Here is a 13003-nt window from a genome sequence, read left to right as displayed (position 1 = left end):
ATGCTGACCGGTGCGCGCGAGGTCGAGGTGTTCGAGGCGGCCCGTGGCCGGTTGGAGGCGATCGCGTATCGCCTGCTGGGGTCGGCGAGCGACGCCGAGGACGCGGTGCAGGACACGTTCCTGCGCTGGCAGTCCGCCGATCGCGAGTACGTCGAGACGCCGGAGGCGTGGCTGACGAAGGTGCTCACCAACCTCTGCCTCAACCGGCTCACCTCGGCGCGGGCCCGGCGGGAAACCTATGTGGGCCAATGGCTCCCCGAGCCGGTCTTCGCGGGGGACCGGATGCTCGGCCCGTCCGACACCGTCGAGCAGCGCGAATCGGTCTCCATCGCGATGCTCACGCTGATGGAACGGCTCTCGGCCAAGGAACGCGTCGTGTACGTGCTGCGCGAGGCGTTCGGGTACTCCCACGCCGAGATCGCCGAGGTCCTCGACGTCACCGAGTCGAACTGCCAGCAGATCTACCGGCGGGCCAAGCGGCATCTGGCCGCCGACCGGCGGCGGGTGGAGGTCGACACGGCCGCGGCCCGCAAGATCGTCGAGGAGTTCCTCGCCGCGGCGCTCAGCGGCCGGACCGACGCGCTGGTGCGGCTGCTGGCCGACGACGCGATCAGCGTGGGCGACGGCGGCGGCGTGCTCTTCTCGCTGCCGCGGCCGATCACCGGCGCGGTCCGGGTGGCGAGGTTCCTGCGCGGCCTCTTCAAGCCGAGCGCCGCCAAGTGGTCGTTGATCGGCGGCAAGCCCGAGCTGTTCTCCACCATCGCCAACGGCGTTCCCGCGCTGGCGCTGATGGTGGAGGGCAAGCTCGTCGGCGTCGTCTCCTTGGAGGTCACGGCCGACGGCATCGCCGCGGTCCACGCCCAGGTGAACCCCGCCAAGCTCGACCGCGCGGCGGGTCAGTGGGGCATCTCCGAGCGCGGGGAGCCGCTCACCGTCCCCTGGTGACCCGGATCACAGTCCGCCGCTGTCAGGTTTCGTGTCGCTGCCCGGTTCAGGCAGCGAACACCGACCGGACAGGAGTGAGACCATGAAGCACCGAATCGTCGTTCTCGGAGCCGGATACGCCGGAGCCAACGCCGCCGGGCGGCTGGCCAAGCGGCTGCACCCCGCCGACACCGAGATCACCCTCGTCAACGCAGACCCCGAGTTCGTCGAGCGGGTCCGCATGCACCAGCTCGCGACCGGCCAGGACCTGAAACCCCGCCTGCTGACCGAGGTCTTCGCGGGTACGGGCGTGCGGGTGCGGACGGCGTGGGTCAGCGCGGTCGACACCGAACGCAAGACCGTCGCCCTCGACGACGGGGACATCGCCTACGACACGCTCGTCTACGCCCTCGGCAGCGCCGCCGCGGACAGCGGTGTCCCCGGTGTCGCCGAGCACGCCCACCACATCGACGGCAAGGCTTCCGCGCTGCGGCTGCGGGCGCGGTTCGCCGACCTCGCCGCGGGCGGGAGCGTGCTCGTCGTCGGCGGCGGCCTCACCGGCATCGAAGCCGTCACGGAAATCGCGGAAGCCAGGCCGGATCTCGAAGTCGCGCTCGCGGCCCGTGGCGGTCTCGGCGACTGGATGAGCGAGAAGGCGCGGCGCCACCTGCGCGGGACCTTCGAGAGGCTCGGCATCACCTTGTACGAGGACACCGACATCACGCGTGTCGGGCCGGACGGCGTGACGACCGCGGCCGGCCGCGAGATTCCCGCCGAGGTGACCGTCTGGACGGCCGGTTTCGCCGTCCACCCCATCGCCGCCGCGACGACACTGGACGTCTCCGCGACGGGACAGATCGTCGTCGACGACACGATGCGTTCGGTCTCGCACCCGGACGTCTACGCCGTCGGTGACGCCGCGCTCGCGACGGGCGCGAACGGGACGCCGCTGCGGATGTCCTGCGCCTCGGGCGTTCCCACGGCCTACCGCGCGGCCGACGCCATCGTCGCCGACCTGACCGGAGGCTCGCTCCCCGAGAACAAGATCGGGTACACCGGCCAGTGCGTCAGCCTGGGCCGCCGTGACGCCGTCGTGCAGTGGGTGACCCCGGACGACCGGCCCAAGGACTCGGCGCTCACCGGCAAAACGGCCGCCCGGCTCAAGGAGATCATCTGCAAGGCCGCGGCCTGGAGCATCTCGCACCCGACGTCGATGCGTCCCGTGCGTCGCCGCCGCATCGTCCAGACCGAAGAACTCGCCAGCGTCTGACCATCCGCACGCCGAACAAAGGAACGATCATGATCCTGATCACCGGAGCGAACGGCGTCGTGGGACGTCAAGTGAAGAATGTCCTGCTGCGCCAAGGTATCGACGTCACCGCGATCACCCGCGGCGACGGGGACCTGTTCAGTCCCGCCTGGATCGAACCGGCGCTGGAAGGTGTCGAAGCGATCCAGATCAGCCCGCGGGCGACCGGCCCCGGCCTCGAAGAGCTGCTGAAGCTGGCGGCCGGACGAGGGGTGCGGCGGGTGGTGCTGCTGTCGGCCACCACCGTCGAGTACCCGGCCGGGGAGGCGCGTTTCGCCGCCCAGTTCAAGAAAGCCGAAGAGCTCGTCACGCGCTCCGGTCTGGAGTGGACGGTCCTGCGCCTGGCGGATTTCGCCGCCAACGCGCTGGCCTGGGTACCCCAGCTCCAGGCGGGTGACGTGGTGCGCGGCGCGTACGGCCGCGCCGCCACCTCCCCGATCCACGAAACCGACATCGCCGAGGTCGCCGCGCGAGGCCTTCTCGGCGACCTCCCGGCGGGGTCGGTGTCCACGCTGACCGGTCCGGGATCGGTCGACCAGTACGAGAAGGTGCGGCTCATCGGCGCGGCCGCCGGCCGGGCACTGTCCTTTCAGGAGCTTCCGCCCGAGCGGGTACGGCAGGGAATGCTCGCGCAGGGACTCCCCGAGGAGGTCCCCGACCGCCTGCTCGGTTCCCTGGCCGACTACAGCGAACGCCCCGGGCCCACGACCACCACGGTGGAAGAACTCCTCGGACGGCCCGCGCTCACCTTCGCCGACTGGGCGCGCGACAACGCGACGGCCTTTCAGGCCCAGCCGATCCGTTCGTAGAACGGCGTGATCCACGCCCGGAACCGATCACCGTGGGCTTCCCGGGCGGCGGCCACGACGGCGTCCGGATCCTCGGACGGCGTCAGGCCCCGCCCCCGGAGCCACTCGACGAACAGCTCGTGCGAGCCGCTGTGGTCGTCGTCTTCCGACCGGTAGTAGTAGGCCGAATCGTGGTCGACCATGATCTCCGCGTCGAAACCCAGCAGCCGCAGGAAATCCGTGAAGTCGCGGGCGACGACGTGCTCGCCACCCTCGTCGCCGAAGACGACGATGGGCGCGAGGGCGAGGTCCGTCTCGTCGTCGGCTCGCCAGATGGCGTAAGTCGAGCCGCTCCCGTTCGCCTGGGCGAAGGGGATCAAGCGCGAGAGGAACGCCGGGTCGTCCAGCTCCTGGGGGAAGCTGCTCTTGTCGTCGTAGTCGTACAGCTCGAAACCGTCGGCGAGGTAGTCGCGGGTCGAGTCGTAGAGGTCCTTCAGCTCGTTCAGGACCGGAATCGGTGAGTACACGCGCTCACCCTATGTCGCGACGGGCTTCGGCGGCGTCGAGTGCGGGCGCGAGGGGCGCGAGTGCGCCGCGGAGCAGGTCGGGAAGTGAGCCGGACGGCACGACGAGCCCGCCGGCCGTACTCGGCTGGAGCCATCGCTGGAGCGCGATGCGCACCGCGGCGGTCACGCTCGCCGCGAGCACCAGGGCGATGTGCGGCTGGATGTCGCCCTGGCGTTGAGCGATCGCGTCGGCGAGGGGGACTTCGAGCGCGCTCGTGGTGTCGGCGAAGGCGTCGCGCAGCGCCGGCCGGGTGGTGATCAGCAGCAGCGCGTCGCGCTGATGCTCACCCGGGTCGGTGTACTGCTCGACGATCGCCTCGATCACGGCGTCGGCGAGGCCGGCTTCAGCGGGCTGAGCCACCACCGCCGCCGCGATCCGCGCTTCCCGCTCGGCGGAGACGGCGGCGACGATCGCCTGTTCGCGGCTGGAGAAGTAGTTGTTGTAGGTCCGGGGCGAGACTCCGGCGGCTTCGGCGATGTCGTCGACGCGCACGTTTTCGGGGCCACGCTCCAGGGCCAGCCGCAGCGCCGCCTCGCGCAAGGTCTTCCGGGTGGCCTGCTTCTTCTGGTCGCGCAATCCGGTCACCGGCCGAGTATCCCAGTGAACTTGCGTGAACGCAAACTTGCGCGCACGCAATTTTCTGCTTAGTCTCGGTCACCACATTCCGGCAAGAGAGGACCGAACCCATGCGTGCCAAAGGCATCGCCTACGACACCGGCTTCGTCCGGGGCGGCGCGATCTCCCGTGAGAACTTCGATCTCGACCTGGTGAAACGCGAGCTGGCCGTCATCCGTGACGACCTGCACTGCAACGCCGTGCATCTCGTCGGCGGCGATCCGGAGCGGCTGGAGCAGGCCGCTCACCTCGCCGCGGAACTCGGGCTGGAGGTCTGGTTCTCGCCCTACCCGCTGGAGCTGACGCCCGAGGAGATGCTGGCGTTGTTCGCCGACTGCGCTCAGCGGGCGGAACGGGTCCGGAGGGCGGGAGCGGAGGTCGTGTTCGTCACCGGCGTCGAGCTGAGCCTCATGGACCACGGATTCCTGCCCGGTGCCGACATCACCGAGCGGCTCGAACGACTTTTCAGCAGGCCGGAGAGCCTGGGTGAGCGAACCGCCGAGGCGAGCGCGCGCCTCAACGACTTCCTCGGCGACGCCGTGGCGGCGGTCCGGCGGCACTTCCACGGGAAGGTCACCTACGCCTGCATCCCGTTCGAGCGGGTCGACTGGAGCCTCTTCGACATCATGTCGGTCGAACTCATCCGGTCCGCGGAGGTGGCCGACCGGTTCCAGGAGGGGGTGCGAGCCCTTGTGGCGCAAGGAAAACCGGTCGCGATCACCGGCTTCGGCACGGCCACCTGGCGCGGCGCCGGCGATCAGGCGCCGCGCAGCATGGAGATCGTCGAACACGACGAGAACGGCGACCCGGTCCGACTGAACGGGGAGTACGACCGCGACGAGGCCGGTCAGGCCACCTACTTGCGCGAGCTACTGGAGATCTTCGACGCCGAAGGTGTCGACGGCGCCTTCGTCTACCTTTTCGCGCTCTCCAACTACCCGCACCGCCCCGGTGACCCTCGCCGTGACCTGGACTTGGCCAGTCTCGGCATCGTCAAAGTCTTCGAAGATCGCGACGGTGACACTTATCCAGGCATGCCTTGGGAACCCAAGGCCGCGTTCAGCGCCCTCGCCGACTACTACCGCGGCTGAACCGGTGGCCCCGATCCCTGGGGGAACGGGGCCACCGGTCATGCGGTCACCTGACGTACACCGAGTAGCCGATGCCACCCGACTTGCCGCCGTCGGCCGTATTGCCCCGCACGTGGACCGAGTAGATGCCCCGGTCCGGTGGGGTCCACGTCATCGTCCCCGTGCCCGAACCGTCCGCCGGTACGGTGATCTCCTCCGTCACGGCACCCCAGTCGTTCCGGACGGAGTAGGTGTACGAGACCATGCCCGGCATACCCGGCGTGAAGGTGAACGTCCCCGGCACGCCGGCACCGCCCGACCACTCGCTTTCCGGGTATTCCTTCGACGACACGTACGGTGCGCTCAAAATGTTGAAGTAATACGTCTTCTCTTGCGAGGAGACGTTGTCGGCGGTCACCGTACGCACCCGCAGGTTGTGGTAGGCCGAGCCTTCCGGTGGCAGCGGGGGAGTCCACGCCAGCACGGCGCGCCCGTTCTCGGCGGCCGTCCGCTGGAACGGGCCCCAGTCGAAGGAATACTCGAACGCCACCGCGCCCGGCTGGCGGGCGTCGAACGTGAAGGTGCCGGGGAACACCCGCCCGTTCAGCTGGAATTCCTTGGAGGTCACCGCCGGGTCGTTCGTCGTCGTCCAGGTGAGGTTGCCCGTCGACGACCACACGCCCGCCGCGTTCTTCGCGCGCACCAGCATCTCGTAGTCGCCGATCCTCGGCAGGGTGTAGTTCACCGTCGCGGTGTTCCCGCTGACCGGCGCGGTCCACTTCGTCGCCGGGTCCGCCGCCAGCCAGTACTCGAACTCCACGGCGTTCGGCATCGGGGTGGTGAACGTGAACGCGACGGCCGCGCCCTCCGTCGCGATGTCGCCCACGTAGCCGACCGTGGGTCGCCAAGTGTTGAGCCACAACCGTTTCTCCGTCACCGGGGACAGGCCGCCGGAAGCGTCGCGGGCCTGGACCCGCAGCAGGGTCTGCTCGGTCGAGGTGACTTCGACCGGCAGCGCGGCGGTTCCGTCGGCGTTCGCCTTGACCGTCCACTTCGTACTTTCGGCACTCGCGAACCAGTAGTCGTACTCGACGATGTGCGGCATTCTCGGTTTCGCCGTGTACGTGACCGAGGCGCCGAGGTCGACGTTTTCGGGCCCGCTCACCACCGGTGACGCGTCGACGAGGAAGCGGTACTCCCGTTCCGGCGACTTCACGCCCGAGGCGTCGGTGCTGCGCACGAACAGCACGTGATCACCGCCGGTGGCCGGCGTGATCGTCACCTCGGCGACGCCGTCCTGGCCCGCCGTGACCGTGGCGGACGCGCCGTCGTTCAGCCGGTAGTCGTACGCCACGACGTTCGGTGCCGCCGGCGCGAACCGGAACACGCCAGGAACGCCGATGCCGCCGTCCGGGCCGCCCTGCGGCGGGTAGCGGTCGGACGTGACCGTCGGTCGCGTCTCCTTGACGATGAACGAGTGGTAGGTGCTGAGCGAGAGGTTGCCCGCCCGGTCCCACGCCCGTACGACCACCGAGTCCCAGCCGTTGGTGGTGGGGGTGAAGCTGATGGTGGCCGTGCCGTCGGGGCCCGCGGCGATCTCCCGCATGTCCCCGCCGAAGTCGTAGTCGTAGCGCACGACGTCGGTGGAACCGTTGGGGGAGAAGGTGAAGTCGCCCGCCACGCCGACCCCGCCGCCCTCGGTGCCCGCCGGGTACGTCGCGGAGGCGACGGCGGGCGCGTTCGGATCCGTGCGGTCGACGGTGAACCGGCACGGGCCGGTCGTGGACGACTTCGCCCCCCAGCTGTCCTGTGCGTACACCTCCCACGCATAGGTACCGTCGGCGAGGCCCGAGGCGTCCACGTACGCCTCGGCGGCGGTGGCCGTACGCCGTTGTGACGGGTCCGCCACCGGCCACCACGTGAACTGCCCGAACGTGGTGTCGCCGTTCGGGTCGGATAGCCGTGCGCTCAGCTTCGCCTGGTAATTCACCAGCGGTCCGGTGCCGTCCTTGGCACAGGGTTCGTCGTTGGTGCGCAGGTCGGTCGGCGTCGCGGGCGGAGCGTTGTTCACCACCCGCAGCGTCGCCGGGGACTCGATCCTCCGATAGAACGCAGGGTTCGCCTCGTGGGCTTCGGCGACGCGGATGCCCAGCGTGAGGTGACGGGCCTTCTGTGCGATCGCGTCCCGCACCGCGGCGGTGACGTCGAACGTGGCGTGGTTGTCGATGCAGGTGCTGTCGGCACTCCTGGACGCGACCCGTGTCCGCTCCTCCGGGCGGCTCTGCCAGGTCGACTGCTTGGTGTAGGCGGAGGTCCGCCACACCTCGGTGGCCCGGCTGTCGCAGTTGACGTAGTGCGTCTCGCCCGCCGACAGCAGCACCGTCGTGAACGGCACACCCCGCAACGATCCCAGGTCGAAGTTCACGTAGGAGCGTTGAAGGTGCGGTGTGGTGTCCCAGGTGCCGACCGGCAGGCTGCCGGACGGCTTGAAGTAGGCGGTGGCCGGTGTCGCCGAGTCGACGTAACCCCAGGACGTCGCGGACAGCGTCACCTCGGAACGCTGGTGATCGGTGGCCGCCGCCGTCCCGCCACCGGTGACGGTGAGCGCGACGGCGAGCGCGACAGCGGGCAACGTCAGTGATCTTCGTAAGGTCATGCTGGCCCTCCCTTGTGGCATGCACGACGTACACGCCTCAAAGGGAGGGTTGGTTGCCCGTCGTCCTAGGCCGTCGGGCGGCCAGCTCCGGCGTAGTCGTCGCCCTGTTTCCGGTAGGTGTGCACCTGCACCGCCTGCCCGGTCTGCGGGGCGTCGATCATCTGCTGGTTCCCGATGTACAGCCCGACGTGGTGGATCTTCGTGTTCGGCTCGCCGTAGAAGATCAGGTCGCCCAGCTGGGGATCGGTCACCCTGTTCACGCTGTGGTACTGCGTGTGGGCGGTGCGCATGAGCTTGACGCCCGCGCTGGCGTACGCGGCCGTCGTCAGGCCGGAGCAGTCGAAACCGGGGTCACTGCCGCCGGTGCCGTTGCCGCCCCAGACGTACGGCAGCCCGATCTTGTCGATGGCGAAGTTGACCGCGCTCAAGGCGGCCGCGTTCGGCGGCTGCGGGTTCTGGCCGACCGTGCCGTAGACGTTGACCGTCGCGAGCGTGCGGTGCATCAGCAGCGGCGCGGGTTGCAGCGTGCTCACGGCGTTCCACCACGTCTGGCCCTGACCGAGGTCGCGGCCGCCCGCGCACAGGGCGCGCCCGGCGGTGAGCGTGGCGTCGTCGATGTTCTGCGGGTCCGGTTTCCCGCCGCTCGCCGAAGCCTTGAACCGGTCCCACACCGACGGCGTCAGCTGCAGCGGGCCGCTCGCGTTCGCGGACGAGACGACCTTGTTGTAGAAGTCGCGGACCTCGACCGCGCCGAGCGGCTTGGTCAGCACGCCGTCGGCGTTCAGCCCCGAACCGGCGGCGCGGCCGTGATCGGACGCGATCTTCCCGAGCGCGGCCAGCGTCACCCAGGAAAGGCGGCAGCCCGGCGTTTCCTTGCTCAGCGCCACGGTCGTCTTCGCGTACCCGGTCATCGCGCGCAGCGGGATGTCGAGCCAGCCGCTGGTCTTCGACACCCAGGCGTCGAACTCCTGCCCCATCTGCTGCGGGACCTTCGGCTGTTCCTTCGGCATCTCCGCCGGGGCGGACGACGACGGCGGCGGCGTGGGCGGGGCCGAGGACTCGACGGCGGCGGCCTCCGTCTTCGGCTCCTCCTTCGGCGCGAAGGTGATGGCGGCGACCAGTGCGGCACCCGCGACGACGACCGCGGCGATGATCACCGGGAGTCTGCGGCGGCGCGAGGTTTCCTGCTCCATCACCGGCCCCCGGTGATCCGGCCGAGGACGAACTCGCGGAAGGCGTCGACATCGGTGGTCAGCGCGACGTCGATGGTGCGGCCGGGCACGGCCTGCGGATCGGTGCTTCGCAGCCTTCGCCGGTCTACCAGGGTCGCGCCGCGGGCGGGGCCGAAGCCGCACTCGACGTCCACGGGGTACGACTCGACGTCGAGGATGCCCGGCCGGATCGCCTCGGCCACCGCGACCGCGTCGTGCATGACCATCCCCGGCATGCCGAGGATCGGGGTGTAGTGCTCGACGTAGGTGGGTGTCAGCGCTTCGAGCGCCGCGCCGAGCGGGCCGGACGCGGCGAGTTTGCCGAGCCAGCCGGTGTCGACCGAGCACTGGTGCGTGATGTCCAGCGGGACCAGCACCGTCGGGATGTCCTCGTCGACCAGTACCCGGCGCGCGGCCTCGGGGTCGCTCCAGATGTTGAACTCGGCCGCGGTGGTGGAGTTCCCCTTGGTCACCCCGCCGCCCATCACGACGATCCGGCCGATCTTCTCGCGGATGTCCGGATGCGCCGCCAGCAGCAGCGCGATATTCGTCAGCGGGCCGATCGGGGCGATGGTCACCGGTTCGTCGGCGGCTTCCAGCAGATCCACCAGCAGGCGGACGGCGTCGCGTTCGTCGAGCGGGCGCTTCGCCTCCGGCAGGATCCCGGCGTGGCCGGACAGACCGTCCTCGCCGTGGACGAACCCGGCGGGCTTGGCGTTGTCGTAGACCATCGGCCGTGCGGCACCGGCGGCGACGGGCACGTCGTCGCGGCCGAAGAGCTGGAGCAGGCGGCGGGCGTTGGCGGTGGTGTGGCTCAGCGGGACGTTGCCGAACACCGTGGTCACGCCGAGCAGGTCGACGTCCTCGGATTGCGCGGCCAGCGCCAGCGCGAAGGCGTCGTCGACCCCCGGGTCGGTGTCGATGATCAGCTTGGTGCCCATGCGCGTGCTCCCCTTTGCGGTCGACGGCCTGTTCACAGGTTACGGTCACCGGTATGACGTCCATGTGGGGTGCGCCCGCGTTGTCGCGGCTCCGCGCCTGGGGCCAGGCCCGTCGTGATCCGCGTCAGGCGAAGTTCCTGACCAAGGACTCGCTGCGCTGGGTGCTGCGAAACCGCGCGTACACGCCTTGGTACCTCGTGCGGTACTGGCGGCTGCTGAAGTTCCGGATCGCGAACCCGCACATCATCCTGCGGGGGATGGTGTTCCTCGGCAAGGACGTCGAGATCCACTGCCGCCCCGGCTACGGGCGGCTGGAGATCGGCCGCTGGGTGCACATCGGCGACGGCAACGCGATCCGCTGCCACGAGGGCTCGCTGCGCATCGGCGACAAGGCCGTCTTCGGGCGGCAGAACGTGCTCAACGGCTACCTCGACATCGAACTCGGCGCGGCCACGCTCGTCGCGGACTGGGTGTACATCTGCGACTTCGACCACGTCACCACCGACATCACCGTCCCGATCAAGGATCAGGGCATCGTGAAGTCGCCGGTGCGGATCGGCCCGGACACCTGGATCGGCACCAAGGTCTCCGTGCTCAAGGGCACCCGGGTCGGCCGCGGCTGCGTCCTCGGCGCGCACGCCGTGGTGCGGGGCGAGATCCCGGACTACTCGATCGCCGTCGGCTCGCCGGCGCGCGTCGTCCGGAACCGCCAGGACGACTACGCCGCCGACGCCGCCCGCCGCGAGGCCGTCGCGGACATGGCGCGCAAGGCGAACAAGGCGCTGCAGAAGACCCTGGGCGTCGACTCGTAACTCGCGTGCTTGAGGACGTGACTCGCGTGATCAGAGACGTGACTCGCGTGATCGGAAGCCGCACACACGAGTTCCGCCTTCAATCACGCGAGTTCGGTCTCCAAGCACGCGTGTGCGGTCTCGGATCACGCGAGAGCTAGCCGCGCAGCTGCTCGCGGACCTCCATGAGCGCGAAGCCCAGGAGGTTCTGCCCGCGCCAGTAGTCGGGGCGGGTGGCGTTCTTGTCCTCGCGGGCGAGGCCGCTGCCCCAGACCAGGTCCATCCTGGACGCCTCGACGATCACCTTGTCGCCCGTGCCCAGGAGGAACTCGCGCTCCTCGGCGTGCTGACGGAACTTCTCGAGGTTCCCGTCGATGACGATGTCGAAGCGGTGCCGCTCCCACACCTCGGCGTCGAAACCGGAGACCTCGCGCCCGAGGATCTTGGCGGTCTTGGGATCCGGCGCCTGACGGATGTTCGCCGCGGCCTCGTGATCGCCGAACAATTCCGCCTTGCTCGCCATCATGTAGTGCTCGGCCGTCGGGTACCGCTCGCCGCCCGCGACGAACGGCGCCTGCCACCACTGGCTCAGGCAGGCCGCGTTGACCCGGCCGCTCTTGAGCGGGGTGTGGCCGTAGAAGAGCTGGTACTCGGGCTCCGCGCCGCTGTGGACCAGCTCGCGCAACGCATCGAGACTCCGGACTCCGTCGACCTTGCTCACCATGGCGACCAGTGGACCACAGGCCACCGACAACCCTGCGAAGCACCCACTGGACCACTCTCCGCCGTGGCCGGGGGCGGTCAGTACATTCAGCATTCGTGCGAGGGATCGAAACGGTGAGCGCCCGAACGGTCGAAGAGGCCGCCAAGCGATTGGCCGGGGTGGTGACCCGCACGCCGCTCGAACCGAACGAGCGGCTTTCGGCGCGGGTGGACGCCCGGGTCTGGCTCAAACGCGAAGACCTGCAGACCGTGCGTTCGTACAAGATCCGCGGCGCCTACAACTTCATCGTCCAGCTCGACGCGGAGCACCGGGAGCGCGGCGTCGTCTGTGCGAGCGCGGGCAACCACGCGCAGGGCGTCGCGTACGCGTGCCGCCGCCTCGGCGCGAACGGCCGCGTCTACGTCCCCGGCACGACTCCCCGGCAGAAGCGCGAGCGCATCGCGACGCTGGGCGGCTCGCATATCGAGGTCATCGTCGTCGGCGAGACCTACGAAGACGCCTTCAGCGCCGCGAAGCAGGACGCGGAGAGCACCGGCGCGACGCTGGTCCCCGCGTTCGACGCGCCGGAGACGGTCGCCGGGCAGGGCACGGTCGCGATGGAGGTCGTCGCGCAGCTCGGATTCGTCCCGGACGTCATGGTGGTGCCGGTCGGCGGTGGCGGACTGCTCGCGGGGATCGCCGCGTGGGCCGCGGAACGCGCGCCGGAGATGCGGATCGTCGGGGTCGAGCCGGCGGGCGCGACCTGCATGGCGGCCGCGCTGGCGGCGGGGGAGCCGGTGCGGCTCGAGAGCGTCGACACCTTCGTGGACGGTGCGGCGGTGGCGCTGGCCGGATCGGTGACGTATCCGCTGGTCCGCGACGGCGGTGTCGAGCTCACCGACGTCGCCGAGGGCGCGATCTGCACCGAGATGCTCGCGATGTACCAGTCCGACGGCGTGATCGCCGAACCCGCGGGCGCGCTCGCGACCGCCGCGCTCGGCACGACGGTGAAGATCGACCCCGGGCAGATCGTGGTGTGCGTCGTCTCCGGCGGCAACAACGACGTCAGCCGCTACGGCGAAGTGCTCGAACGGTCGTTGATCCACGAAGGACTGAAGCACTACTTCCTGGTCGGGTTCCCTCAGGAGCCCGGCGCGCTGCGGCGGTTCCTCGACGAGGTCCTCGGGCCGGACGACGACATCACGCGGTTCGAATACGTGAAGCGCAACAGCCGAGAGACGGGCCCGGCGCTGATCGGTGTCGAACTCGCGCGGCCGGGTGACCTGGAAGGCCTGCTGCACCGGCTGGAGGCCAGCCCGCTGCAGGTGGAGCGGGTGGAACCGGGCAGCCCGCTGTTCCACTTCCTGGTGTGACCCCCTCCCGCATTTCGTCCTCTGGATGCGGTCCTTGCGCGTGCAACGACCGCAT

Annotated in this window: 12 protein-coding genes; 6 read left to right on the top strand and 6 right to left on the bottom strand. The window is 69.9% G+C overall.

The annotated features are described in order from the left end of the window. The 3 genes from AMK34_RS34325 to AMK34_RS34315 all read left to right on the top strand — a co-directional run bounded on the left by AMK34_RS34325 (position 1) and on the right by AMK34_RS34315 (position 3042). Positions 1-945, top strand: coding sequence for an RNA polymerase sigma-70 factor (locus tag AMK34_RS34325; protein ID WP_073848140.1), 945 nt, complete (start codon positions 1-3; stop codon positions 943-945). An 82-nt stretch (positions 946-1027) separates the two neighbouring features. Then, complete coding sequence (locus AMK34_RS34320) at positions 1028-2194, top strand: NAD(P)/FAD-dependent oxidoreductase (RefSeq protein ID WP_073848139.1); 1167 nt, start codon at positions 1028-1030, stop codon at positions 2192-2194. A gap of 29 nt (positions 2195-2223) precedes the next feature. Further along, positions 2224-3042, top strand: a complete 819-nt coding sequence (locus AMK34_RS34315) for an NAD(P)H-binding protein (protein ID WP_073848138.1) — start codon at positions 2224-2226, stop codon at positions 3040-3042. On the opposite strand, the gene AMK34_RS34310 is transcribed toward AMK34_RS34315, so the two are convergent. Further along, positions 3018-3548 (bottom strand): hypothetical protein, encoded by a 531-nt coding sequence (locus tag AMK34_RS34310; RefSeq protein ID WP_073848137.1) that lies wholly within the window; start codon positions 3546-3548, stop codon positions 3018-3020. The two genes, AMK34_RS34315 and AMK34_RS34310, sit on opposite strands and share 25 nt — an antisense overlap. Positions 3549-3552: 4 nt before the next feature. Next, positions 3553-4173 (bottom strand): TetR/AcrR family transcriptional regulator, encoded by a 621-nt coding sequence (locus tag AMK34_RS34305; protein ID WP_083650087.1) that lies wholly within the window; start codon positions 4171-4173, stop codon positions 3553-3555. Positions 4174-4274: 101 nt separating this feature from the next. Here AMK34_RS34305 and AMK34_RS34300 point away from each other — a divergent pair, with 101 nt between their 5' ends. Beyond that, on the top strand, positions 4275-5294 hold the full coding sequence (locus AMK34_RS34300) for a hypothetical protein (protein ID WP_073848135.1): 1020 nt from the start codon (positions 4275-4277) through the stop codon (positions 5292-5294). Between the two features lie 46 nt (positions 5295-5340). On the opposite strand, the gene AMK34_RS34295 is transcribed toward AMK34_RS34300, so the two are convergent. The 3 genes from AMK34_RS34295 to AMK34_RS34285 form a co-directional block, all read right to left on the bottom strand. Then, on the bottom strand, positions 5341-7929 hold the full coding sequence (locus tag AMK34_RS34295) for a DNRLRE domain-containing protein (RefSeq protein WP_158073314.1): 2589 nt from the start codon (positions 7927-7929) through the stop codon (positions 5341-5343). Positions 7930-7994: 65 nt separating this feature from the next. Further along, positions 7995-9122 (bottom strand): C40 family peptidase, encoded by a 1128-nt coding sequence (locus AMK34_RS34290; protein WP_073848133.1) that lies wholly within the window; start codon positions 9120-9122, stop codon positions 7995-7997. Then, positions 9122-10081: a nucleoside hydrolase gene (locus AMK34_RS34285; RefSeq protein WP_073848132.1), complete on the bottom strand. Its 960-nt coding sequence runs from the start codon at positions 10079-10081 to the stop codon at positions 9122-9124. The genes AMK34_RS34290 and AMK34_RS34285 overlap by 1 nt, the downstream gene beginning before the upstream one ends. A 53-nt stretch (positions 10082-10134) precedes the next feature. Between AMK34_RS34285 and AMK34_RS34280 the strand changes: the two genes are divergently transcribed. Beyond that, positions 10135-10893 (top strand): acyltransferase, encoded by a 759-nt coding sequence (locus AMK34_RS34280; RefSeq protein ID WP_007031648.1) that lies wholly within the window; start codon positions 10135-10137, stop codon positions 10891-10893. Between the two features lie 136 nt (positions 10894-11029). Here the strand turns inward: AMK34_RS34280 and AMK34_RS34275 are convergent, their stop codons facing one another. Continuing rightward, positions 11030-11596: an NADAR family protein gene (locus AMK34_RS34275; RefSeq protein WP_174492005.1), complete on the bottom strand. Its 567-nt coding sequence runs from the start codon at positions 11594-11596 to the stop codon at positions 11030-11032. Positions 11597-11691: 95 nt separating this feature from the next. Between AMK34_RS34275 and ilvA the strand changes: the two genes are divergently transcribed. Beyond that, complete coding sequence (gene ilvA, locus AMK34_RS34270; RefSeq protein ID WP_073848131.1) at positions 11692-12948, top strand: threonine ammonia-lyase IlvA; 1257 nt, start codon at positions 11692-11694, stop codon at positions 12946-12948. The last annotated feature ends 55 nt before the right edge of the window (positions 12949-13003 follow it).

It is taken from the genome of Amycolatopsis sp. CB00013 (assembly GCF_001905755.1).
GTDB lineage: Bacteria > Actinomycetota > Actinomycetes > Mycobacteriales > Pseudonocardiaceae > Amycolatopsis > Amycolatopsis japonica.
This window is presented reverse-complemented; position numbering and strand designations above follow the sequence as displayed.

Coding starts and splice junctions, on each gene's coding strand:
- AMK34_RS34295 (WP_158073314.1), bottom strand. CDS start 7,929: ATGACCTTACGAAGATCACTGACGTTGCCCGCTGTCGCGCTCGCCGTC.
- AMK34_RS34300 (WP_073848135.1), top strand. CDS start 4,275: ATGCGTGCCAAAGGCATCGCCTACGACACCGGCTTCGTCCGGGGCGGC.
- AMK34_RS34280 (WP_007031648.1), top strand. CDS start 10,135: ATGACGTCCATGTGGGGTGCGCCCGCGTTGTCGCGGCTCCGCGCCTGG.
- AMK34_RS34275 (WP_174492005.1), bottom strand. CDS start 11,596: ATGGTGAGCAAGGTCGACGGAGTCCGGAGTCTCGATGCGTTGCGCGAG.
- AMK34_RS34315 (WP_073848138.1), top strand. CDS start 2,224: ATGATCCTGATCACCGGAGCGAACGGCGTCGTGGGACGTCAAGTGAAG.
- AMK34_RS34325 (WP_073848140.1), top strand. CDS start 1: ATGCTGACCGGTGCGCGCGAGGTCGAGGTGTTCGAGGCGGCCCGTGGC.
- AMK34_RS34320 (WP_073848139.1), top strand. CDS start 1,028: ATGAAGCACCGAATCGTCGTTCTCGGAGCCGGATACGCCGGAGCCAAC.
- AMK34_RS34285 (WP_073848132.1), bottom strand. CDS start 10,081: ATGGGCACCAAGCTGATCATCGACACCGACCCGGGGGTCGACGACGCC.
- AMK34_RS34290 (WP_073848133.1), bottom strand. CDS start 9,122: ATGGAGCAGGAAACCTCGCGCCGCCGCAGACTCCCGGTGATCATCGCC.